The sequence below is a fragment of the Vescimonas coprocola genome, from assembly GCF_018408575.1.
Taxonomy (GTDB): Bacteria; Bacillota; Clostridia; order Oscillospirales; family Oscillospiraceae; genus Vescimonas; species Vescimonas coprocola.
This window is the reverse complement of the sequence record NZ_AP023418.1, coordinates 281,690-302,575: the sequence shown is the minus strand read 5'-3', so window position 1 is coordinate 302,575 and position 20,886 is coordinate 281,690. Positions and strand designations below refer to the sequence as shown.

Below are 20,886 nucleotides of genomic sequence, written 5' to 3'. Positions count from 1 at the left end.
CGCATAAGCGAAAAGGCGGGACCCTTACGGGTCCCGCCTTTTATCTGCCACCTGCGGGCCGTGATGCGCCGTTTACAGACTGTGATCCGCCCTTGTTAGAATCAGCAGAGGGTCTCTCCCGTGGGAAAGGCCCTCTCCTGCCCCACTCCATTGTCTTGCGCCGAGAGGGACGCCCGCAGCATACAGGAGAGCGCATAAGGGAAGGGACACGGGGTGCTTCCGTGTCCCTTCCCTTATGGCATTTTCTGCGCCCGTCAGTCCTTATGGCACTGGCCGTGCATGGCGCAGTGGGCGCATCCGGCCCCGCAGGAGGACTTCCCCTGTTTTTTCTGCCGGATCAGGCTCCGGACGATCAACGCTACGATGACGATGAGTCCTATACAAATCAAAATGGTGCCTACATTCTCGTTGATCCATTGCAGCATGGAAACTCACTCCTTTTCTGACATACTTGGAAAATTCAAGATACTTGCAGCATCTTCAGACATGGGTCCGAAGGGGCGGCGTGGGTCCCGTCTCCCGAAGGAGACGGAACCGCTGGCCTTGCGTACCGATGTGAAAAGATGGATCGGCTGCTTACACCTTGGCGCTGAGCTTGGTGGCCTCCTTGTAGGGGCGCACCAGCATATAGACGATCATGGCCAGCGCAGCCAGAGCAGCGATCAGGCCGATGATGTTCAGGCTGCCGGTGAAGGCGTTGCCGAACTGGTTGATCATCAGGCCGACGAGATAGGCGAAGCCGCACTGATAGCCGATGGCGAACCAAGTCCACTTGTGGTTGTTCATCTCACGCTTGATGGCGCCGATGGCGGCGAAGCAGGGGGCGCACAGGAGGTTGAACACCAGGAAGCTGTAACCGGTGATGCCGGTGAAGGCCTGAGCGATGTTCTGGTACACGGTGCCGTCGCCGCCGCCATACAGGATACCCAGCGTACCCACGATGTTCTCCTTAGCCACCAGACCGGTGATGGAGGCCACGGTCGCCTGCCAGTTGCCCCAGCCCAGGGGCTTGAAGATCCAGCAGATGGCGCCGCCGATGGCAGCCAGAATGGAGGAGTCGATCTCGGACTCATCCAGCATACGGAAGGTGCCGTCCACCCAGCCGAAGTATGTGGTGAACCACACGAAAATGGTGGACAGCAGAATGATGGTACCGGCCTTCTTGATGAAGGACCAGCCACGCTCCCACATGGAGCGCAGAACGTTGCCCAGAGTGGGCCAGTGGTAGGCAGGCAGCTCCATGACAAAGGGAGCGGGGTCGCCGGCGAACATCTTGGTCTTTTTCAGCATAATGCCGGAGACGATGATGGCGGCCATGCCGATGAAGTAAGCGGAGGTGGAAACCCATGCGCTGCCGCCGAAGATGGCGCCGGCGATCATGGCGATGAAGGGGACCTTGGCGCCGCAGGGGATGAACGTGGTGGTCATGATGGTCATGCGGCGGTCACGCTCATTTTCGATGGTACGGGAGGCCATGATGCCGGGTACGCCGCAGCCCACGCCGATGAGCATGGGGATGAAGGACTTACCGGACAGGCCGAACTTGCGGAACACACGGTCCAGAACGAAGGCGATACGGGCCATATAGCCGCAGGCCTCCAGAAAAGCCAGCATCAGGAACAGCACCAGCATCTGAGGCACGAAGCCCAGCACGGCGCCGACACCGGCCACGATACCGTCAAGGATCAGGCCGCTGAGCCAATCGGCTGCGCCGGCAGACTCCAGACCGCTCTCCACCAGAACAGGCACGCCGGGAACCCACACGCCGTAGTCGGCGGGATCGGGGGCGTCAAAGCCGTTCTTGTTGAGGTAGGCCACGGCGTCCACATAGGTGACACCCACGGTGCTGTCCTTGTCGGCACCCTCAGGGATGGCGTCGTAGTAGGCGGTCATGGTGTTGATGGCCAGCGTCTCCTCATCCTCCACGTCCACGGTAGCGGTGGTGTTGCTGTTGGCGGTGAAGGCGTTCATCTGAGCAACGACGGCAGAGGGATCAAAGTCATCGGCCTCGGGATCGATCTCGATGCCCAGAAAGGCCTCCACAGCCTGCAGGGATGCGGTGTACTCGTCGTTGACCTCGTTATAGGCCTTGGAGCCGATACCCAGCAGGTGCCAGCCGTCGCCGAACAGGCCGTCGTTGGCCCAGTCGGTAGCGGGGGCGCCCACGGCCACCATGGCGATCCAGTACACCAGGAACATCACCAGAGCGAAGATGGGCAGGCCCAGCCAGCGGTTGGTGACGATCTGGTCGATCTTATCGGAGGCGGAGAGCTGACCCTTGCGCTTCTGCTTGTAGCAGCCCTTGATGATCTCGGCGATGTAGACATAGCGCTCGTTGGTGATGATGCTCTCGGCATCGTCATCCAGCTCCTTCTCGGCGGCCTGAATGTCCGTCTCGATGTGCTGCATCACGTCGGCGGGGATGCTGAGCTTTTCCAGCACCTTGTCGTCACGCTCGAAGATCTTGATGGCGTACCAGCGCTGCTGCTCCTCGGGCATGGTATGTACGGCGGCCTCCTCGATGTGGGCAATGGTATGCTCCACGGGGCCGGAGAAGGTGTGCATGGGGATGGTCTTGCCGTTCTTGGCAGCCTCCACGGCGGCCTCGGCGGCCTCCATGACACCGGTACCCTTCAGGGCGGAGATCTCCACCACCGGGCAGCCCAGCTCACGGGACAGCTCCCCGGTGTTGATCTGGTCGCCGTTCTTGCGGACCACATCCATCATGTTGATGGCGATGACCACGGGGATGCCCAGCTCGGTAAGCTGGGTGGTCAGGTAGAGGTTACGCTCCAGATTGGTGCCGTCGATGATGTTGAGGATGGCGTCGGGCCGCTCACCGATCAGGTAGTTACGAGCCACCACCTCCTCCAGCGTGTAGGGAGACAGGGAGTAGATGCCGGGCAGGTCCATGATGACCACATCCTCGTGCTTCTTCAGCTTGCCTTCCTTCTTCTCCACGGTAACACCGGGCCAGTTACCAACAAACTGGTTCGAGCCCGTCAACGCATTGAACAGCGTGGTCTTACCGCAGTTCGGGTTGCCCGCCAGGGCAATTTTGATCTGCTTCTCCATTGATGCTTGCTCCTTTTGGTTTGATTTCTCTAACTTATCACTAACAAAAATCAGGGCCTATGAAGGCCGGGTTCGCTCCATCCGCAACGGGACACTTACTCGACCTCGATCATCTCGGTGTCGGCCTTTCGCAGGCTCAGCTCATAGCCACGGACGGTGACCTCCATGGGATCGCCCAGAGGGGCTACCTTGCGGACGAATACCTCGGTGCCGCGGGTGATGCCCATGTCCATGATGCGGCGCTTGACAGGGCCCTCGCCGTGGAGCTTTACCACCTTGACGGTCTCGCCGATCTTGACCTCACGCAGTGTTTTCATACTTTTCTCTCCTTTTTTGTCAAATCATGATCTTCCGTGCCATCTCTTCACTGATGGCGATACGGGATTCCTTGATCTTCACGATGATATTGCCGCCCAGCGTAGCCACTACCGTAGCCGTACCGCCGGCTACAAAGCCCAGATCCTCCAGATGCTTCTTTACTTCCGGGCTTCCGCCCACCTTCCGAATGAGATTCTCCTCGCCGGGGTTGGCCAGTGCCAAAGGCATCATCACATCATTCCTCCCAACCAAACGGTTAGCACCCGCTAACCTCTGTGCCAAAATTAAAGTTAAGTTACCCTAACCATCGACTAAGTTTAACCGCTCTAACCAACTTTGTCAAGGGGATTTGGAAAATTTTTTTCTCTCCTTGCATTTTTGGTTAGTCTGTGTTAACCTATAAGAAATACCCGAAAAAGGTTGGTGCAGTTTGCCATGAAGATACAGAAATCCTCTCAGGACTATCTGGAGGCCATGCTGATGATGCAGCAGGAGCACGGCTATATCCGTTCCATCGATGTGGCGGAGCATTTGGGTGTCACCAAGCCCAGTGTCAGCTACGCCACCAAGCGGCTGCGGGAAAACGGCTATATCACCATGGACCGGGAGGGGTTCATCACCCTGACGGACTCCGGCATGGCCATTGCCGCCAGTATGCTGGACCGGCACCACACTCTGACCCGCTTCCTCATCACTCTGGGGGTGGACCCCAAGGTGGCGGAGGAGGACGCCTGCAAGATCGAGCACGACATCAGCGACGAGACCTTTGCCGCCATCTGCGCCCACGCCGTGCGGCACGGCGAGAAGAAATAAGCGCACACGAATACGCAGCAAAAGGCGGGGCCGGACAAGTTGTCCGGCCCCGCCTTTTTTGTGTTGGGGCGAAACGGCGTACAGGTGTCAAAGGTCGCAGGCGCTGCGGGCCGCTGCGGCCTGTGGCTGCGGCGGCTGGGGCTGCGGGCAGCTGCATGGTGCAGCGCTTGCGGGGTCACTGCTCCATCTGCCGGTACAGGGCGTTCAGCGCATCGGAGAGAGTCCCCACCCGGTCCATAAGGCCCTCGGCCACGGCCTCCTCCCCGTAGACGATGCTGCCCACGTCGTTGGCCATATCGCCGCTGGAGAGCATCAGCTGGCGGAAGCGCTCCTCGGTGATATGGGAGTGAGCCGCCACAAAGCGGGTGATACGGTCCTGCAGGCGCTCGAAATAGTGGTAGGTCTGAGGAGCGGCGATCATCAAACCGGACATCCGGATGGGGTGGATGGTCATGGAGGCCGAGGGGGCCATCAGCGTCACCTTGCCGGCCACCGCCAGCGGGATGCCGATGGAGTGGCCGCCGCCCAATACCAGCGTCACCGTGGGCTTGGTCATGCCGGCGATCATCTCTGCGATGGCCAGCCCCGCCTCCACGTCGCCGCCCATGGTGTGCAGCAGCACCAACAGGCCGTCCACCTCCTGAGACTCCTCGATGGAGGCCAGCAGAGGCAGGACGTGTTCATATTTGGTGGTCTTTGTTCCGGAGGGGGCCTGCCCGTGTCCCTCGATCTGGCCGATGATGGTGAGGCAGTGGACGGTGCCGTGGTCGTTGGTCACCACGGAGGAGCCAAGGTCCACGATCTGGCGGACCCGGCTGTCCTCCTCTTCCTCCTGTGCGGGCTTGGTGGGTTCTGTGTTCATGGCTGCGCCTCCTTTTCTTCCGCCTTAGTCTGCGCCGATGGAGAGCGGGCTATACACCCTTGTGTTTCAGGTGGTACTGCAGTATACTGAGGTCATATAAGGAGGTGCGACATATGAAGCTCTATTTTAAGCAGCGCTTGTTCTCGTGGTTTGACAGCTACGATATCTATGACTACGACACCGGCGATGTGGTGTATACGGTGGAGGGGCAGCTGGCCTGGGGTCACTGTCTGCACATTCTGGACGCAGACGGGCGGCACATCGCCACGGTGAAGCAGCGGGTACTGACGTTCCTGCCGAAGTTCGACCTGTATCTGGGAGACGCCTGCATCGGCACCATCTGCAAGGAGTTCACCATCGTGCGCCCACTGTTTACGCTGGACTTCAACGGCTGGCAGGTGGAGGGGGACTTCATGGGCTGGGAGTATGCGATCACAGACGGGCAGCGGCAGGTGGCCGCCATCTCCAAGGAGCTGCTCCACTGGACGGATACCTATGTCATCGACGTGGCCGACGGGCGGGATGGGCTGTGCGCCCTGATGGTGGTGTTGGCCATCGACGCCGAAAAATGTTCCCGCAACAGCTGAGAGGGCTTGCAGTTTTCTGCGAATTCTGCTAAAATAAGATGTTCAGATACCAATTCACAAAGGAGTTTTTCACTATGACCTATACGTATATCCCCAAGGGCGTCTGTTCCCGGAAGATGACGGTGGAGCTGAACGACGACCACACCATTCAGGCCGTCCGGGTAGAGGGCGGCTGCAACGGCAACCTGCAGGGCATCAGCCGTCTGGTGGTGGGCATGGACGCTCAGGAGGCCATCCGCCGGATGAGGGGCATCCAGTGCGGCTTCAAGCCCACCTCCTGTCCCGATCAGTTGGCCACAGCGCTGGAGCAGGCATTGCAGCAGGGTTAAGCGCCATGTCCCAGTTTTTTGAGCTGCACTATCACCTGCCGGAGGATCCAGCAAGGCTGTTTGACGTGGCTCAGGGGCTGGCGGGCCGCCGCAGCGTCCTGAAGCGGGGCGGGACCGTCAAGGTCAAGCCCTTCACGGAGACCTGCCGCCGCCTGCTGTTCCAGTGCATCGCCTTTGCGGTGCTGACGGCGCTGGCCGCTGTGCTGGTCTGGGCCTTGCATGCCAAGCTGAAGGTGCTGTTCTTCCTGTGTCTGGTGATGTCACTGGTGACCTTCTGGACCTATCAAGCGGGCCGCATGGGCTATCGCAAGTCCTGGACGCAGTTCCGGAAGGACAACCGTCCCGACGGCACCGTCACCTTCACCGCCTCCGGTATCCGGGAGTGGAACGCCTCCGACCACACCGAGCAGTTCACATGGGAGCAGTGGGACTGCTGCATCATCAGCCAGGAGGTCATCGTACTGACCTTCCACCAGCCCATGCTGGTGCTGCCGCCCTACACGCAGGAGTCCGAGAGCACCGTGGTGCAGGCCCTGAACGCCTTCGGCAAGCAGGACACCATTTACAAGGTTTGACGTGCTTCTCCCCGGCGGAACCGCCGGGGAGTAATTCTTCACGGAGGCTGGTTTTGTCTATTTTCTAATACGCCGGAAAATCTTCCCCGTTGACTTTGCCGGGGAGTGCTTTACAATGGGGCGTATCGCTTGTATGTTTCGCAATTTGGGAGGTTTCCATGCACATTCTTATTACTGTTCTCGTCTGCTTTTTCGCCGGGATGGGGGCCGGCCTTGGCACCGGCTTCGCCGGGATGAGCGCCGCCGCCGTCATCAGTCCCATGCTCATCACCTTTCTGGGCATGGACCCGTATCTGGCGGTGGGCATCGCCCTGTCCTCGGACGTGCTGGCCAGTGCCGTATCTGCCTATACCTACGGGAAGAACAAGAATCTGGACATTCGCAATGGGCTTATTATGATGGCCAGCGTGCTGGCCTTTACCGTGGTGGGCAGCTACATCGCCAGTATCGTCCCCTCGGCCACCATGGGGAGCTTTTCCGTGGTAATGACCTTCCTGCTGGGTGTGAAGTTCATCGTCCGGCCGGTGATGACCACCAAGGAGGCCATGCAGAGCGTCAGCGCCAAGAAGCGGGCGGTGCAGTCGGTGGTGTGCGGCGTGATCGTCGGCTTCATCTGCGGCTTCGTCGGGGCCGGCGGGGGCATGATGATGCTGCTGATCCTCACCTCCGTGCTGGGGTATGAGCTGAAGACCGCCGTTGGCACCAGCGTGTTTATTATGGCCTTCACCGCTCTCACCGGTGCCGTGTCCCACTTCGTCATCGGCGGAGCGCCGGACTGGACGGTATTTGCGCTGTGCGTGGTGTTTACCCTGCTGTGGGCCCGCATCGCCGCCGTGTTCGCCAACAAGGCTGCGCCCAAGACCCTGAACCGGGCCACCGGCGTGGTGCTGGTGGTGCTGGGAGCCGTGGTGCTGCTGTTCAAGCTGGTGGGGTAAGTAAAAACATCTGCCGCACAAGCTCTTTTCGTCAGATAAACGGTCAGAAAGCGGGCCGCCGTCCAGAGGGACGGCGGCCCGCTTTCTGACCGTTGGCTTCCCCTTGGCGTTTTCCTCAGGCGGGAAACCGGAAGCTTTTGTCCTTTTTCGTTTTTCCCTGTTATTTTCTGGAAGAAACCATTGCCTTTTCCAGACATTGCGGTGTATAATGAGCTGAATATTTTACGGATACCCGTCCCTTGGGGCGGCGGACCCGCAGGAGGATACTATGGAACGAAAAAAGCTGCTGATCGCAGACGATTCGGAGATGAACCGGGCCATTCTGGCCAATATGCTGGAGCAGGATTTCGAGATCATGGAGGTCTCCGACGGCAAGGAGGCTCTCGCCGCATTGCAGATCTATCGCAAGGACCTGTCGGCCCTGCTGCTGGACATCGTTATGCCGGAGATGGACGGTTTTCAGGTGCTGGAGGAGATGAAGCAGCGCCAGTGGCTGGAGGATGTGCCGACGGTGATGATCTCCGCCGAGACGGGCAGCGGCTACATCGACCGGGCCTTTGAGCTGGGGGCGGTGGACTACATCAACCGCCCCTTCTCCGCCACGGTGGTGCGGCAGCGCATCATCAACACCATCCTGCTCCACACCCGGAGGCAGGAGATGATGGACATCCTCACCAGCCAGGTCTACCAGCAGGAGAAGAGCAGCGAGGTGATGCTGTCCATCCTGAACTTCGCCGTGGAATACCGCAACGGCGAGGGCGGCGGCCATATGTCCGGCGTGGAGTACCTGACAGGGCTTCTGCTGCGGCGGCTGATGGCGGTGACGGCGCAATACTCCCTGACCCCGGAGGATGTGAACCTCATCTGCACAGCGTCGGGTCTGCACGATATCGGGAAGCTGCTGGTGCCGGAGGATATCCTGCAAAAGCCCGGCAAGCTGACGGACGAGGAGTTCGCCATCATCAAGACCCACACCAAGCTGGGGGCGCAGATCCTGTCGGAGCTGCCCATGCACCGCAACGAGAAGCTGGTGAAGTACGCCATTGAGATCTGCCGGTGGCACCATGAGCGCTGGAACGGCGAGGGGTATCCCGACGGACTGGCCGGGGATCACATCCCCATCGCCGCACAGGTGGTGTCGCTGGCGGACGCCTATGATGCCCTGACCAGCAAGCGCAGCTACAAGCAGGCTTTTTCCCACGAGAAGGCCGTTGAAATGATCCACAACGGCGAGTGCGGCAGCTACAATCCCCTGCTGCTGCGCTGTCTGGACGACGTGTCCGACACGGCCAAGCAGGGCATGAAGGACGCCGGGCAGACGGTGGCGCCCCTGCGGCGGGTGGTGGAGGAGCTGTATAAAGGACAGGATCTGGCCGCTGCACGGATGACCCAGCAGCTGGAGGATGCCTACGCCAAGCAGGACTTCTTTACCTCCCTCAGCGATGAGCTGTGGTTCGACTATACTGCCCAGCCCTCCTCCCTGCACCTGTCCCGTGGACTGGCGGAGCAGACGGGTTTGCCGTCGGTGATGCTGGAGCCGCTGCAAAGCCCGACGTTACAGATGTATCTGGGCAAGGAGCTGACAGAGGGCCTTAAACGGCAGTTGGAGGGCCTGACGCTGGAGGAGACACGGCTGGATCTGACCACGAAATTGCGGCTGCGGGGGCGACTGCGCCGGTGTCAGCTATCGGTGCAGATCACGTGGTCTGCCCGGAAGCAGAGGCGCTGCGCCGCTCTGCTGGGGAAAGTCACCGACATTGAGGACCGCAGCCAGTGCATCGAGCAGCTGCGGGCGGAGATACAGCACGCCGAAACGCCTCAGGCCCTGCCGCAGCATTCCCTGCCGATATCGGCCAGCAACGGCGTGATCCGCATCACTCACCATCAGCTGTCCCATCTGTTCCACACCTATCAGCCACTGTTCGAGACGGTGCGGCTGGTGGATCCCGGCATCTGTATGCAGGTGACACCGGGGCCGGACGGACCCAGCGTCCGGGAGAACGACTACTGCTATGCCATGTGGTGCAAAAAGCAACGCTGTGAGCGGTGTATCTCGCAGGATGCCGTGCGTACCCGGCAGATACAAAACAAGGTGGAGTCCATCGGCAAGGATATGTACTACATCATCGCCGTCTGCATCGAGGTGGACGGGACCCCGTATTCACTGGAGTGCATAAATCCCATCCGGCTGGACAATGGCCCCGGCGGACAGGAGGAGCACCTGTTGAACCAACTGCTGATGCGGAACCGGCAGGTATACATGGACTCGGCTACCCAAGTCTTTAATCGGCGCTACTATGACGAGCAGCTGCGGGAGCTCAGCGGCGAATATGCTGTGGCTATGATCGACGTGGACAACTTCAAGCAGGTCAATGACCGCTTCGGCCACGCCGCCGGAGATGCCGCCCTGTATCGCGTGGCCCAGACGATGCGCTCCCTGCTGCGGAGCAGCGATGCACTGGTCCGCTACGGCGGCGACGAATTTTTTCTGCTGTTTCAGAGTCTGCCCCGTGCCGTGCTGCACCAGAAGCTGGAGGTTCTGTGCTGCGCCGTGCGGGAGCTGAAGCTGCCGGAATTTCCCGAGCTGCACCTGACCATCAGCGTGGGCGGCGTCCACGGGCAGGGGCGGGTGCGGGACCTGATCTTACAGGCGGATACCGCCCTTTATGAAGCCAAAATCAAGAAGGACTGCGTGGTGGTCTATGAGGAGGATGCCAATGAAGCTGAATGAATTTTACGTGGCCGTGGACGGCAACTATGAGGACGCCATGGAGCGCCTGCAAAACGAGATGTTCGTGGGGAAATTCCTGCGGATGCTGCCCCGTGACGGCAGCATGATGCTGCTGGAGAAGGCCATGGCCGACGGGCGGACCAACGATGCCTTCCGGGCCGTACACACCCTGAAGGGCATTGCCCTGAATCTGAGTCTGACCAAATTGGCTGCTGCCTGTTCCCCGCTGACGGAGGCGCTGCGGGGCGCAGACACCATCCCCCAGCAGGCCCGTGAGCTGCTGATCCCCGTCCGGCAGGAGTACGCCCGCATTCGTGCTGCACTGGAGGAGCTGGATGCGTAAGCTCCCCATGATGGGCTGCTGCAATCGGAAAATGTGACCCCCAGCGGAGGCAGAGCCTCCGCTGGGGGTCTTCAGCATATCCATGCGGGAAAAGAGACATACTCTTGTGGGGAAGCCCCGGTAAAAAACTATACCTTCAGGACGAAATGGCTTTTATGGAAATCCAGAAGGCCGTCCTTTTTCATTTTCCCCAGCTCCAGCGACAGGCCGCTGCGCTCCACCGCCAGATAATCCGCCAGCTGCTGACGGGAGAAGGGGACATCAAACTCATACGTTCCCAGCCGCTGGGCCTCGGCGGAGAAGTAGGACATGAGCTTGGCCCGTGTGGTGCGCTGGCCCATGTGGGTGAGCTTTTCGCCAAAGCGCAGGTTCTTTTCCGCCAGCTCCCCCAGCAGGTTGCGGATGATCCGGCTGTGGTGGGTGCAGGCGGAGGGGCAGACGTTCAGGATGCGCTTGACGTTCATGAGCAGCACCGTGACGGGCGTCTCCGCCACCACGCTGACGTTCAGCACCGAGCCGGGAGCGCAGGCATAGGCGGCAGCGAAGGTCTGGCCCGGCCCCGCCTTGGAGAGGATATTGCGGTTGCCCCAGATATCCTCCTGAATGACCAGCACGCTGCCGGACAGCACCAGACCGATGGACTCCGCCGTGTCTCCGGAGCGCAGCAGAAAGGCCTCCTTGGGAAAGCTCCGCTTTTCTGCTCCCAGACAGGTGAGCATGGCGGTGAGTTCCTCCTCCGAGACACCGGAGAAAAGCTGAGAAGAACGGAGCACCGGGAAAAATTCTTTCATAAAAAATCCTCTTTCGTTGAAAATTCAACCGACTTGTTGATTTTATTCTACTATAATCAGGTCAAAAAAACAAGGAGGCATGATCATGAAAAGAAGGATCATTGAAATCGACCAGGAGAAATGCAACGGCTGCGGCGCCTGCGCCGAGGCCTGTCATGAGGGGGCCATCGCCATGGTAGAGGGCAAGGCCCAACTGATGCGGGACGACTACTGCGACGGACTGGGGGACTGTCTGCCTGCCTGTCCCACCGGGGCCATCTCCTTTGTGGAGCAGGAGGCAGCCGCCTATGACGAGCAGGCGGTGCTGGCCAATAAGCAGAAGAAGATGCAGGAAAAGATGCGGAAGGAGGGTACTCCCCTGCCCTGCGGATGTCCGGGGAGCCAGTCCAGAAGCATCCGGCACACGGAGACCCGGCAGGCGGAGACCGTCTGCGCCGAACCGGTCAGCCGGCTGTCCCAGTGGCCGGTGCAGATCAAGCTGGTCCCGGTGCGGGCGCCGTATTTTGACGGGGCCAAGCTGCTCATTGCCGCCGACTGCACGGCCTACGCCTACGCCGCCTTCCATGAGCGGTTCATCAAGGGGCATATCACGCTGGTGGGCTGCCCGAAGCTGGACGGCGTGGATTACGCCGAGAAGCTGACGGAGATCATCCGCAGCAACGACATCCAGAGCGTGACCATCGTGCGGATGGAGGTCCCCTGCTGCGGCGGGCTGGAACACACCGCAAAGACAGCATTGCAGCAGAGCGGAAAATTTATTCCGTGGCAGGTGGTGACCATCTCCACCGACGGAAGAATCCTGGACTGAGGAAACACACTCCGATACCGGAAGCATCCCGGCAGGCGGCGTTGAAGAAGGTCATTCGTCTGCAGTCACAAAATGACTATCGAGATTTTCCAGAATCTCTACCCAGCCAGCTGCACCGATCCGATCATACCTGCCGGGAGCTTCGCCGTAATCGCAGATATTATCAAAGAAATGGATGGATTCGCCCTCCCATTCATCATACAGGTCATCATCCAGTTCCAATCGTGCAAGCGCCGAAACGAGCTGTTCCATCGACGCAAACGGAGTTTTTTCCGGACTTCACCTCGCACCTAATTTTGCGATATATACACCCACAGGTATCGTACCAATGCTTTGCTGCCCTGCCAATCAGCGCACCGCAAGCCATGCAGACAGCCGCAGCCACAAGCGCAATGCCCAGCGTTTCCCATAGCCACGAGAGTTCATATAGGATCTTCATGCGATCATCATCTTATGTTCGGCAAACTGGAAGTTATCATATTCCCATCACATAGATTTGGCAGGGATTCCACTCATCCCATAACGTAGGGAACACTTCCAACTCCTTAAAGCCCAGAGAAATGTAGAACTGATTTGTTTGATCATATTCTTCGTATTTCCCCATTTCAACAGTTTTTACCTGAATAAATGAATAGCCGCTTTCCTTCAAGCTATCCTTTGCACACTTAAATAGCGCTTTTCCGATTCCTTTGCGATGGTATTCTTTCAGTACGCCCATAACCGCAAGCTCAACCGTATCTTTCCCCGTCTGCTTGAGATACAAAAATCCCACGGCTTTTTCATTTTCTTCAGCACAAAAGAAAGTTCTTCCCGCACTGTCGCGGATATATTCTTCTCGTGCCTCAGGGATTCCAAACCATTCAGGCAGTTCTTCCAATATATTTCTGGTTATTCTCTTTTTATCCTCATCATTTGCTATTTGAATAATATGCATGTCAAAAGTTCTCCTCCAAAAATCCCAATTTGTCTGCCCCTTAAAGTCCAAGTCCTTCAACCCACGCCGCAAGCTCCTGATGCCCGACGCTGCCCTTGAAGACCTTGCCGTCCATCGGTTTTGAGCCTTTGCAGCTTGGCGCAGAGCCGCTGCACGTTGCCGGATCGAATGAAGCGCTCGTCCAAGATGACCTGATCACACTTCAAAGCCAGTGTGCGCTTCATATCAATGACAGCTATGCTTACCGCAGCCGTGGTCACCGCAGGTGTGACCAGCTTCGCCGTGCGCATGGTCATGGTGGTCACAGTGAACATTGGGATCGTAGCCCAGATTTCCGCTGAGCAATGCGCTCACCGCTGCGTCAGCGTCCCCGCTGACACCGCCGTAGAGCTTAATGCCCGCCTCGGCCAGAGCTGCCTGCGCACCGCCGCCGATGCCTCCGCAGATCAAAGTGTCTACACCGTGCTGCATCAGGAAGCCTGCCAGTGCGCCGTGACCGCTGCCGTTGGTATCAACGACCTCCGCATGCGTGACTTTACCGTCTGCAGCTTCATAAAGCTTGAACTGTTCGGTATGGCCGAAATGCTGAAAGATTTGACCGTTTTCATAGGTGACTGCAATTTTCATAATGGAATCTCCTTTGCATTTTTTGTTGAATTTTTCCGTGTTGGCTCTCTGCATCCGGCAGCAGCGGCCGCAGTGGGCTGCCTCCTGTCCTCCGCAGATACGGTAGTTTCCCCCGGTGATGTGCAGCGGTTTCCCGTGGACAAGACACGCTGCGATCTTGCGCCGTGCGCTTTCGTAAATCTCCTGCACGGTAGAGCGGGAAATGTCCATTTGTGCGGCACATTGCTCGTGGGTTTGCTGCTCCAAGTCAACCAGCCGAATGGCCTCGTACTCGTCCAGCGTCAGCAGGATCGGCTCGGCATCCCCGCATCCGTTGGGGCAGAAGGTATCGACTTGTGGTGCGCCACAAATCCGGCGGCACCGTGGCGGTCTTGGCATGGATACGCCCCCTTCGTTTTCGGTATATACCGATTATAGCACTTGGGGCAGAAAAAAGCAATCTTCTTTTCAAAAGCCACTGCATTTTCCGTCCTCATATAGATACGGACTGATATTCGGAGTCGAAAACCACGTGTGAGCCATGTTCGTATTCTCAGATCATCTGCATTCGACAGAGCTTCGCAGGGCAAGATGAATTTGCTTGGATCCCTTATGGGTTTAGTTTCCATACAAGCCGTTCACGGGTGGTTGTCCACCTATGAACGGCTTGTAAATTCTCACCCCTACGGCATATTATGCCAGCGCAGGCAGGGCCACCCGCAACCCAATTCCGGCAAATCCATATCTATGGGCAGACGAAGCTGTAAAGCACATTCTTGAAAATAGGCAGTACACCGGGTGCGCGGTAAACTTCAAAAGCACAACAGTCAGCTTCAAGGTTCACAAGAAGATCTACAACCCCGTAGAGGAGCAGCAAATCATTCCGAATATGCAGGAGCCGATCATCTCCGAGGAACTGTTTGACCGTGTACAGGAGACCCGCCAAAACCCGCAGCAGTTCAAATTTTCTGCATAGAGCAGAACACGGTGCAGCCCCTTTTCAGAGACTGCACCGTATCCTGCATAAAAACTTCGTTATCCGCCCGTCACAAATCTCTGACTGGCTTTTTTACATTTTCTTATGATTTCGACTACCGACAGCGCCACATGGTGGCGCACGCAAAGCTCCTTTTTCACGGCAATCTGCTGCTTCTCAGTTCTTCAGGCTCTGCAGCGGAGCGGGGATGCGGCCGCCACGGGCGATGAAATCTGTGCTGGCGGCTTCATGGACCGGCATCACCGGCGCAGAACCCAACAGGCCGCCCAGTTCCACCATGTCACCCACATCCTTCCCCTCCACGGGGATGATACGGACAGCGGTGGTCTTGCTGTTGACCATGCCCACCGCCGCCTCGTCAGCGATGATGGCGGAGATGGTCTCGGCAGTGGTGCTGCCGGGCACGGCGATCATATCCAGCCCCACGGAGCATACGCAGGTCATGGCCTCCAGCTTATCCAGCGTCAGGGTACCGTCCAGGGCGGCGGCGATCATGCCCTCGTCCTCCGACACCGGGATAAAGGCGCCGGACAGCCCGCCCACATGGGAGGATGCCATGACACCGCCCTTCTTCACGGCGTCGTTCAGCAGCGCCAGCGCCGCCGTGGTGCCGTGGGTTCCGCAGACGGACAGCCCCATCTCCTCCAGGATCCGGGCCACGCTGTCTCCGATGGCAGGAGTGGGCGCCAGAGACAGGTCTACGATGCCGAAGGGAGTATCCAGCCGCCGGGAGGCCTCGGTGGCCACCATCTGGCCCACACGGGTGATCTGGAAAGCCGTCTTTTTGATGGTCTCCGCCACCACGTCAAAGGGCTGGTCCTTGCAGGACCGCAAGGCGTGGTGTACCACGCCGGGGCCGGAGACGCCCACATTGATGACGCTGTCGGCCTCACCTACGCCGTGGAAAGCCCCTGCCATAAAGGGGTTATCCTCCACGGCGTTGCAGAACACCACCAGCTTGGCGCAGCCCAGCCCGTCGGTGTCACGGGTCAGATGGGCCGTCTCCTTAATGATGCGCCCCATGCGGGCCACGGCGTCCATGTTGATGCCCGCCTTGGTGGAGCCCACGTTGACACTGGAGCAGACGATATCCGTCTCCGCCAGCGCCTGCGGAATGGCCCGCAGCAGCAGCTCGTCGCCGTGGGCAAAGCCCTTCTGCACCAGCGCCGAGTAGCCGCCGATGAAGTCCACGCCGCAGGTCTTGGCAGCCCGGTCCATAGCGTGGGCAAAGGGAACGTAGTCCTCCGTGTCGCAGCCGCCGGCCACCAGCGCCATGGGGGTCACGGAGATGCGCTTGTTGACGATGGGGATACCGAACTCCCCCTGAATCTCCTCGCCCGTCCGCACCAGATGCTGCGCCCGGCGGCAGATCTTGTCATAGATTTTCTCGCAGCAGCGCTTGGGATCCTCACTGACGCAGTCCAGCAGGGAGATACCCATGGTGATGGTGCGGATATCCAGATGGCGCTTATCGATCATGTCGATGGTATCAAAAATGTGATGTATACTCAGCATGGCTCCCCCTCTTACAGCTTGTGCATTGCGTCGAAGATGTCCTCCCGCTGGATACGCAGAGACAGGTCACGGGCCTCGCTGTAGGCGGTGATGTCGGTCCGCAGCTGCTCGAAGGAACCCTGGCACCCTGCCAGATCCACCACCATCATCATGGTAAAGCACCCCTCCATGATGGTCTGGCTGATCTCCAGCACGTTGACCCCATGCTGGGCCAGTGTGCCGCACACACCGGCAATGATGCCCACCTGATCTCTTCCTACCACGGTCACGATGGCTTTCATATTTTTCCACTCCGTTCTGTAATTCTTCCGTCAGCTTGACATTTCTCTGCCCAGTGGACAGATATCTGACGCTTTCCTGACGCATTATTATACCGGATTTTTCCCGGACTGACAAGCGTTTTTGCCAAATTGGATGCCCTCCGTCATAAATGGCAAGAACCCCCGGCCGGACATCCATCCGGCCGGGGGTCTGATCCGATTTTACGTCAATCCGTCTGAACCGATATTTTACATTGGCAGCTTCCCCTACACGCCCAGACGGGTCCAGAGGCGATCGTACAGGCGCAGGGTCTCAGCGGGGAGATTCTCATAGATCTCACAGCGACGGAGCACCTCCTCCGAGGGGGCCATGATCTCGTAGATCTCCGGGTCCAGCGGCTCCTCGTTGACCTCCTCATAGTAGGCCGGGTACTCCTCCAGCGCCTCGCCGTTGGGGGAGGCGTACCAGATGTAGTCCATGTTGGCCAGATTGGCCTTTGTAGATGCGATGAAGTTGATCCACTCCTCCGCCTCGGACATATGCTGGCTGCTCTTCAGGATGCACATGGCATCCACAAACCAGTTGCTGCCCTCCTCCGGGACAACGAAGGCCAGGTCCTCGTTATTCTCCAGCATGGTCAGGTAATCGCCGGCATAGTACATGGCCACAGCAGCGTTGCCGCCCTCCATTTTCTGGAACACCTCATCCATGACGAAAGCCTGATACACGCCGCTGTCCTTGGCCTGCTTCAGCAGGGCAAAGGCCTCCTCCAGCTGGTTCTCGTCGGTGGTATTGATGCTGTATCCCAGATACAGCAGGGCCGCCGCCAGAGCGTCACGGGAGTTGTTGATCATCAGCACCTGTCCGGCGTACTGGGGGTCGAACATGGCGCTCCAGCTGGTGATAGGCTGAGAGACCATGGTGGTGTTGTAGATGATGCCCAGTGTACCCCATGTATAGGGGACGGTGTACTTGTTCTCCGGGTCGTAGCTGAGGTTCTTATAGGTATCGGCAATGAGGTCAAAGTTGGGGATGTGGCTGTAATCCAACTCCGCCAGCATATCCTCGTCAATGAGCCGGGCGATCATATAGTCCGAGGGGACGATGACATCGAAGTCGGCGCCTCCCATTTTGATGAGGGAGTACAGAGCCTCGTTGCTCTCCGCCGTCTGGTAGTTGACCCGGATGCCGGTCTCCTCCTCAAACTGGGTGATGAGGCTCTCGTCGATATACTCGCCCCAGGAGCACACGTTCACCACCCGGTCGGACCGGGCGGAGCGGCCGGTGACGATCAGCGTCACCACCAGCACGCAGGCTGCCAGTCCCGCCCCCACACGGCGCAGGGTCTTATGGAGCTTGCTGCGGTTGGGGTGATGGGCCGCTGGGGCGGTGTGGTGCTCCGCCTTCAGGCGGTGGTCGGCACGGCTCTCCCGCAGGTTCACGACGGCCAGCAGCACCAGCACCGTCACGAACAGCAGGGTGGAGATGGCGTTGATCTCCGGGCTGACCCGCTTTTTGGTCATGCCATAGATGGTCATGGCCAGCGTGGAGGAGCTGGTACCGGCGGTGAAGTAGCTGATGATGAAGTCATCCACAGACATGGTGAAGGCCGTCAGAGCGCCGGAGACGATACCGGGCTTGATCTCCGGGATCACCACACGCCAGAAGGCCTGCATCCACGTGCAGCCCAGATCCTGCGCCGCATCGATGAGGTTGCGGTCCATCTGGCGCAGCTTGGGTCCCACGGACAGGATCACATAGGGGATGTTGAAGCAGATATGGGCGATCAGCAGTGTGCCGAAGCCCATGGTCAGGCGCTCCGGCAGCACCACCAAAGACTGCCACGAATTCATCCACCCGGCGAAAGCGCCCCAGCCGTTGAAGAACACCACGAACAGCAGGCACAGGCTGACGCCGGTGACGATATCCGCATTCATCATGGGGATGTTGTTGACGGCGTTCACCGCCGCACGACGGCGGCGGCTCATGGCGTACAGGCCGATGGCGGCGAAGGTGCCGGCGATGGACGCCACGATGGTGGACAGCAGCGACACCAGCAGCGTGGTATAGACGCTGTTCATAATGAGCCGGTTGGAGAGAAGGGACTCGTACCATTTCAGGGAGAAGCCCTTCCACACGCTGGAGCTGGTACCGGCATCGAAGGAAAAGACGATCAGGATGATGATGGGTGCATAGAGAAACAGGAACACCAGCGCCATCAGCAGCCGGTCGCCAAAGCGATTCTGGGTGCGGCTCATAGCTTCACCGCCTGTTCCTCGCCCTCACCGAAGCGATTCATCACCAGCATACATACCAGCACGATAATCATCATCACCAGCGAAATGGCGGCGCCCAGCTGGGGGTTGTAGGCACCCCCCAGAAACTGCCGCTCAATGAGGTCGCCCAGCAGCAGCTCCGTGCCGCCGCCCAGCATCCGGCTGATGGCGAAGGTGGACACCGACGGCACGAACACCATGGTGATGCCCGACACCACGCCCGGCAGGGACAGGGGCAGGATCACCCGGCGGAACACCGTCATACTGCCGGCCCCCAGATCACGGGCGGCCTCCAGCAGGGAGTGGTCCAGCTTGATGATGACGGAATAGATGGGCAGGATCATAAAGGGCAGGTAGTTATACACCATGCCCAGCACCACAGCCCCCTGGGTATTCATCATGGGGAAATACTCCAAGTTGGTGCCGAAGATGTGATTATAGAGGCTGATAAGGCCGATCTTCTGGAACAGCTGGTTCAAAAGACCGTTGTTTTCCAGAATGGTCATCCACGAATAGGTCCGCAGCAGGAAGTTCATCCACATGGGCAGCATAATGAGCACCATGGCCGTCCGCTGAAAGGAGGCCCCCTCCCGGCTCATGAGATAGGACACCGGGTAGCCGATGATCAGACAGATCATCGTGGCAATGATGGCCAGCTTGAAGGACCGGAGGAACACCTCCGTATAGCCCCCCATCTGCACGAAGTTATCCAGAGTAAAGCCGCCGTCGGCGGAAGAAAAGGCGTAGACCACCATAATGACAATGGGGGCCACCACGAAGATCGCCATCCATACCTCGTAGGGTACGGCGAACCGGGAGAGCTTATTCTTCATCCCCGCTCTCCTCCTCGTCCGTCTCCAGAGAGGCGTCCGCCAGCTCCTCATACTCCTCGGAGTAGGAGCTGTAATCTCCGAACTGGCCGGAGTATTCGCTCTTTTTCATAATGTGGAAGCCGTCGGGATCGATCTTCACGCCGATGCGGGCGCCCTCCGGGGAGTGATCCGTGGTCTGAATGAGCCACTTGAAGCCCCGGAAGTCCACAATGATATCGTACTGCATCCCCTTGAAGGTGACGCTGGTGACGGTACCTACCAGCTGTCCCTGCTCCACGGGGACGATGTCAATATCCTCCGGACGGATGACCACGTCCACCGGCTCGTTGGGTGCGAAGCCGCCGTCCACGCAGGGAAACTCCCGACCGTACATCTTCACCACATTGTCCCGGACCATGACGCCGTTCAAAATATTGCTCTCACCGATGAAGTCCGCCACGAAGGCGTTCTTCGGCTCGTTGTAGATATCCTCCGGGGTGCCGATCTGCTGGATACGGCCCTTGTCCATCACCACCACGGTGTCGGACATGGTCAGGGCCTCCTCCTGATCGTGGGTAACGTATACAAAGGTAATGCCCATCTGCTGCTGGATCCGTTTCAGCTCGATCTGCATATCCTTCCGCAGGCGCAGGTCCAAGGCACCCAGCGGCTCGTCCAACAGCAGCACCTTGGGCCGGTTCACCAGCGCACGGGCAATGGCCACACGCTGCTGCTGGCCGCCGGAGAGCTGATGGATCCTCCGGTGCTCAAAGCCCTTCAGGCTCACCACGCCCAGCATCTCTGTCACCCGCTGCTCGATCTCGTCGGCAGGCACCTTGGCGATCCGCAAGCCAAAGGCGATGTTTTCAAAGACATCCAGATGGGGAAACAGGGCATACTTCTGAAAGACAGTGTTGATCTGCCGCTTATGCGGCGGAACGTCATTGATCCTCACACCGTCAAAGGTGACGTCTCCCGACGTGGGCGTCGTGAAGCCGCCAATGATCCGCAGCGTCGTGGTCTTGCCACAGCCGCTGGGGCCAAGCAGTGTGAGGAATTCGGAATCGTTGATATACAGATTGATGTGATCGAGAACCAGCTCGTCGTCAAACGCCATGCAGAGGTCCCGCAGGCGAATCAACTCTTTGGACATTTATCCTCCCCCGTTCGTTAAATAATATCTACCTCTTTTCTCTGTTCAAAGGGAGGCCTTGCGGACAGGCCTGATATCTCTCGTTGAAATTTGGCAGATTCACTATATATAAAAAGCGAAGAAATGTCAATGAATATTTTCCCCTGTTTAAGGAAAATTCTGCAC

The 20,886-nt window shown here is 58.7% G+C and carries 23 protein-coding genes; 9 read left to right on the top strand and 14 right to left on the bottom strand.

Features of this window, described 5'->3' with window-relative positions:
- Positions 1 to 254: 254 nt before the first annotated feature.
- From KJS28_RS01515 to KJS28_RS01500, 4 genes are all read right to left on the bottom strand, one after another.
- On the bottom strand, positions 255 to 425 hold the full coding sequence (locus tag KJS28_RS01515; protein WP_213541465.1) for a FeoB-associated Cys-rich membrane protein: 171 nt from the start codon (positions 423 to 425) through the stop codon (positions 255 to 257).
- Positions 426 to 576: 151 nt separating this feature from the next.
- Positions 577 to 3,075 (bottom strand): ferrous iron transport protein B, encoded by a 2,499-nt coding sequence (feoB, locus tag KJS28_RS01510; RefSeq protein ID WP_213541464.1) that lies wholly within the window; start codon positions 3,073 to 3,075, stop codon positions 577 to 579.
- A gap of 95 nt (positions 3,076 to 3,170) precedes the next feature.
- Positions 3,171 to 3,392: a FeoA family protein gene (locus tag KJS28_RS01505; RefSeq protein WP_021858627.1), complete on the bottom strand. Its 222-nt coding sequence runs from the start codon at positions 3,390 to 3,392 to the stop codon at positions 3,171 to 3,173.
- Positions 3,393 to 3,411: 19 nt separating this feature from the next.
- Positions 3,412 to 3,624, bottom strand: coding sequence for a FeoA family protein (locus tag KJS28_RS01500; protein ID WP_021858628.1), 213 nt, complete (start codon positions 3,622 to 3,624; stop codon positions 3,412 to 3,414).
- 204 nt (positions 3,625 to 3,828) lie between these two features.
- Here KJS28_RS01500 and KJS28_RS01495 point away from each other — a divergent pair, with 204 nt between their 5' ends.
- Positions 3,829 to 4,206: a metal-dependent transcriptional regulator gene (locus KJS28_RS01495; RefSeq protein WP_213541463.1), complete on the top strand. Its 378-nt coding sequence runs from the start codon at positions 3,829 to 3,831 to the stop codon at positions 4,204 to 4,206.
- Between the two features lie 175 nt (positions 4,207 to 4,381).
- Here the strand turns inward: KJS28_RS01495 and KJS28_RS01490 are convergent, their stop codons facing one another.
- Positions 4,382 to 5,068, bottom strand: a complete 687-nt coding sequence (locus KJS28_RS01490) for a ClpP family protease (RefSeq protein ID WP_213541462.1) — start codon at positions 5,066 to 5,068, stop codon at positions 4,382 to 4,384.
- A 113-nt stretch (positions 5,069 to 5,181) separates the two neighbouring features.
- Here KJS28_RS01490 and KJS28_RS01485 point away from each other — a divergent pair, with 113 nt between their 5' ends.
- From KJS28_RS01485 to KJS28_RS01460, 6 genes are all read left to right on the top strand, one after another.
- On the top strand, positions 5,182 to 5,655 hold the full coding sequence (locus KJS28_RS01485; RefSeq protein ID WP_213541461.1) for an LURP-one-related/scramblase family protein: 474 nt from the start codon (positions 5,182 to 5,184) through the stop codon (positions 5,653 to 5,655).
- 74 nt (positions 5,656 to 5,729) lie between these two features.
- Positions 5,730 to 5,984, top strand: coding sequence for a TIGR03905 family TSCPD domain-containing protein (locus KJS28_RS01480; protein ID WP_021858632.1), 255 nt, complete (start codon positions 5,730 to 5,732; stop codon positions 5,982 to 5,984).
- Positions 5,985 to 5,989: 5 nt separating this feature from the next.
- Complete coding sequence (locus KJS28_RS01475; RefSeq protein ID WP_213541460.1) at positions 5,990 to 6,559, top strand: hypothetical protein; 570 nt, start codon at positions 5,990 to 5,992, stop codon at positions 6,557 to 6,559.
- Between the two features lie 158 nt (positions 6,560 to 6,717).
- Positions 6,718 to 7,494 carry a sulfite exporter TauE/SafE family protein gene (locus KJS28_RS01470; protein ID WP_213541459.1) on the top strand — a complete coding sequence of 259 codons (777 nt, stop codon included), beginning with the start codon at positions 6,718 to 6,720 and terminating at the stop codon, positions 7,492 to 7,494.
- 268 nt (positions 7,495 to 7,762) lie between these two features.
- Positions 7,763 to 10,225: a diguanylate cyclase domain-containing protein gene (locus KJS28_RS01465; protein ID WP_213541458.1), complete on the top strand. Its 2,463-nt coding sequence runs from the start codon at positions 7,763 to 7,765 to the stop codon at positions 10,223 to 10,225.
- Positions 10,212 to 10,568 carry an Hpt domain-containing protein gene (locus KJS28_RS01460; RefSeq protein ID WP_213541457.1) on the top strand — a complete coding sequence of 119 codons (357 nt, stop codon included), beginning with the start codon at positions 10,212 to 10,214 and terminating at the stop codon, positions 10,566 to 10,568. Before KJS28_RS01465 ends, KJS28_RS01460 begins: the two co-directional genes overlap by 14 nt.
- 128 nt (positions 10,569 to 10,696) lie before the next feature.
- Here the strand turns inward: KJS28_RS01460 and KJS28_RS01455 are convergent, their stop codons facing one another.
- Complete coding sequence (locus KJS28_RS01455; RefSeq protein ID WP_021858637.1) at positions 10,697 to 11,359, bottom strand: Crp/Fnr family transcriptional regulator; 663 nt, start codon at positions 11,357 to 11,359, stop codon at positions 10,697 to 10,699.
- Positions 11,360 to 11,444: 85 nt separating this feature from the next.
- On the opposite strand from KJS28_RS01455, the gene KJS28_RS01450 reads away from it, so the two are divergent.
- On the top strand, positions 11,445 to 12,167 hold the full coding sequence (locus KJS28_RS01450; RefSeq protein ID WP_213541456.1) for a 4Fe-4S binding protein: 723 nt from the start codon (positions 11,445 to 11,447) through the stop codon (positions 12,165 to 12,167).
- 51 nt (positions 12,168 to 12,218) lie between these two features.
- Here the strand turns inward: KJS28_RS01450 and KJS28_RS01445 are convergent, their stop codons facing one another.
- From KJS28_RS01445 to KJS28_RS01435, 3 genes are all read right to left on the bottom strand, one after another.
- Complete coding sequence (locus KJS28_RS01445) at positions 12,219 to 12,389, bottom strand: hypothetical protein (RefSeq protein ID WP_213541455.1); 171 nt, start codon at positions 12,387 to 12,389, stop codon at positions 12,219 to 12,221.
- Between the two features lie 253 nt (positions 12,390 to 12,642).
- Positions 12,643 to 13,101: a GNAT family N-acetyltransferase gene (locus KJS28_RS01440; RefSeq protein WP_213541454.1), complete on the bottom strand. Its 459-nt coding sequence runs from the start codon at positions 13,099 to 13,101 to the stop codon at positions 12,643 to 12,645.
- Positions 13,102 to 13,326: 225 nt separating this feature from the next.
- Positions 13,327 to 14,106, bottom strand: coding sequence for a DUF134 domain-containing protein (locus KJS28_RS01435; protein WP_213541453.1), 780 nt, complete (start codon positions 14,104 to 14,106; stop codon positions 13,327 to 13,329).
- A gap of 274 nt (positions 14,107 to 14,380) precedes the next feature.
- Between KJS28_RS01435 and KJS28_RS12745 the strand changes: the two genes are divergently transcribed.
- On the top strand, positions 14,381 to 14,683 hold the full coding sequence (locus KJS28_RS12745) for a recombinase family protein (RefSeq protein WP_213542200.1): 303 nt from the start codon (positions 14,381 to 14,383) through the stop codon (positions 14,681 to 14,683).
- Between the two features lie 177 nt (positions 14,684 to 14,860).
- On the opposite strand, the gene KJS28_RS01425 is transcribed toward KJS28_RS12745, so the two are convergent.
- From KJS28_RS01425 to potA, 5 genes are all read right to left on the bottom strand, one after another.
- Positions 14,861 to 16,219 carry a PFL family protein gene (locus KJS28_RS01425; protein ID WP_213541452.1) on the bottom strand — a complete coding sequence of 453 codons (1,359 nt, stop codon included), beginning with the start codon at positions 16,217 to 16,219 and terminating at the stop codon, positions 14,861 to 14,863.
- Positions 16,220 to 16,230: 11 nt separating this feature from the next.
- Positions 16,231 to 16,500, bottom strand: coding sequence for an ACT domain-containing protein (locus KJS28_RS01420; RefSeq protein ID WP_213541451.1), 270 nt, complete (start codon positions 16,498 to 16,500; stop codon positions 16,231 to 16,233).
- A gap of 246 nt (positions 16,501 to 16,746) precedes the next feature.
- Complete coding sequence (locus KJS28_RS01415) at positions 16,747 to 18,738, bottom strand: extracellular solute-binding protein (RefSeq protein WP_213541450.1); 1,992 nt, start codon at positions 18,736 to 18,738, stop codon at positions 16,747 to 16,749.
- Entirely contained in the window at positions 18,735 to 19,589 is an 855-nt protein-coding gene (locus KJS28_RS01410; protein ID WP_213541449.1) for an ABC transporter permease, read from the bottom strand. Before KJS28_RS01410 ends, KJS28_RS01415 begins: the two co-directional genes overlap by 4 nt.
- Positions 19,579 to 20,721 carry a spermidine/putrescine ABC transporter ATP-binding protein gene (potA, locus tag KJS28_RS01405; RefSeq protein WP_213541448.1) on the bottom strand — a complete coding sequence of 381 codons (1,143 nt, stop codon included), beginning with the start codon at positions 20,719 to 20,721 and terminating at the stop codon, positions 19,579 to 19,581. The genes KJS28_RS01410 and potA overlap by 11 nt, the downstream gene beginning before the upstream one ends.
- Between the last annotated feature and the right edge of the window lie 165 nt (positions 20,722 to 20,886).

Coding starts and splice junctions, on each gene's coding strand:
- KJS28_RS01490 (WP_213541462.1), bottom strand. CDS start 5,068: ATGAACACAGAACCCACCAAGCCCGCACAGGAGGAAGAGGAGGACAGC.
- potA (WP_213541448.1), bottom strand. CDS start 20,721: ATGTCCAAAGAGTTGATTCGCCTGCGGGACCTCTGCATGGCGTTTGAC.
- KJS28_RS01485 (WP_213541461.1), top strand. CDS start 5,182: ATGAAGCTCTATTTTAAGCAGCGCTTGTTCTCGTGGTTTGACAGCTAC.
- KJS28_RS01415 (WP_213541450.1), bottom strand. CDS start 18,738: ATGAGCCGCACCCAGAATCGCTTTGGCGACCGGCTGCTGATGGCGCTG.
- KJS28_RS01455 (WP_021858637.1), bottom strand. CDS start 11,359: ATGAAAGAATTTTTCCCGGTGCTCCGTTCTTCTCAGCTTTTCTCCGGT.
- KJS28_RS01450 (WP_213541456.1), top strand. CDS start 11,445: ATGAAAAGAAGGATCATTGAAATCGACCAGGAGAAATGCAACGGCTGC.
- KJS28_RS01475 (WP_213541460.1), top strand. CDS start 5,990: ATGTCCCAGTTTTTTGAGCTGCACTATCACCTGCCGGAGGATCCAGCA.
- KJS28_RS01480 (WP_021858632.1), top strand. CDS start 5,730: ATGACCTATACGTATATCCCCAAGGGCGTCTGTTCCCGGAAGATGACG.
- KJS28_RS01500 (WP_021858628.1), bottom strand. CDS start 3,624: ATGATGCCTTTGGCACTGGCCAACCCCGGCGAGGAGAATCTCATTCGG.
- KJS28_RS01425 (WP_213541452.1), bottom strand. CDS start 16,219: ATGCTGAGTATACATCACATTTTTGATACCATCGACATGATCGATAAG.
- KJS28_RS01505 (WP_021858627.1), bottom strand. CDS start 3,392: ATGAAAACACTGCGTGAGGTCAAGATCGGCGAGACCGTCAAGGTGGTA.
- feoB (WP_213541464.1), bottom strand. CDS start 3,075: ATGGAGAAGCAGATCAAAATTGCCCTGGCGGGCAACCCGAACTGCGGT.
- KJS28_RS01470 (WP_213541459.1), top strand. CDS start 6,718: ATGCACATTCTTATTACTGTTCTCGTCTGCTTTTTCGCCGGGATGGGG.
- KJS28_RS01420 (WP_213541451.1), bottom strand. CDS start 16,500: ATGAAAGCCATCGTGACCGTGGTAGGAAGAGATCAGGTGGGCATCATT.
- KJS28_RS01435 (WP_213541453.1), bottom strand. CDS start 14,106: ATGCCAAGACCGCCACGGTGCCGCCGGATTTGTGGCGCACCACAAGTC.
- KJS28_RS01440 (WP_213541454.1), bottom strand. CDS start 13,101: ATGCATATTATTCAAATAGCAAATGATGAGGATAAAAAGAGAATAACC.
- KJS28_RS01515 (WP_213541465.1), bottom strand. CDS start 425: ATGCTGCAATGGATCAACGAGAATGTAGGCACCATTTTGATTTGTATA.
- KJS28_RS01465 (WP_213541458.1), top strand. CDS start 7,763: ATGGAACGAAAAAAGCTGCTGATCGCAGACGATTCGGAGATGAACCGG.
- KJS28_RS01460 (WP_213541457.1), top strand. CDS start 10,212: ATGAAGCTGAATGAATTTTACGTGGCCGTGGACGGCAACTATGAGGAC.
- KJS28_RS01410 (WP_213541449.1), bottom strand. CDS start 19,589: ATGAAGAATAAGCTCTCCCGGTTCGCCGTACCCTACGAGGTATGGATG.
- KJS28_RS01495 (WP_213541463.1), top strand. CDS start 3,829: ATGAAGATACAGAAATCCTCTCAGGACTATCTGGAGGCCATGCTGATG.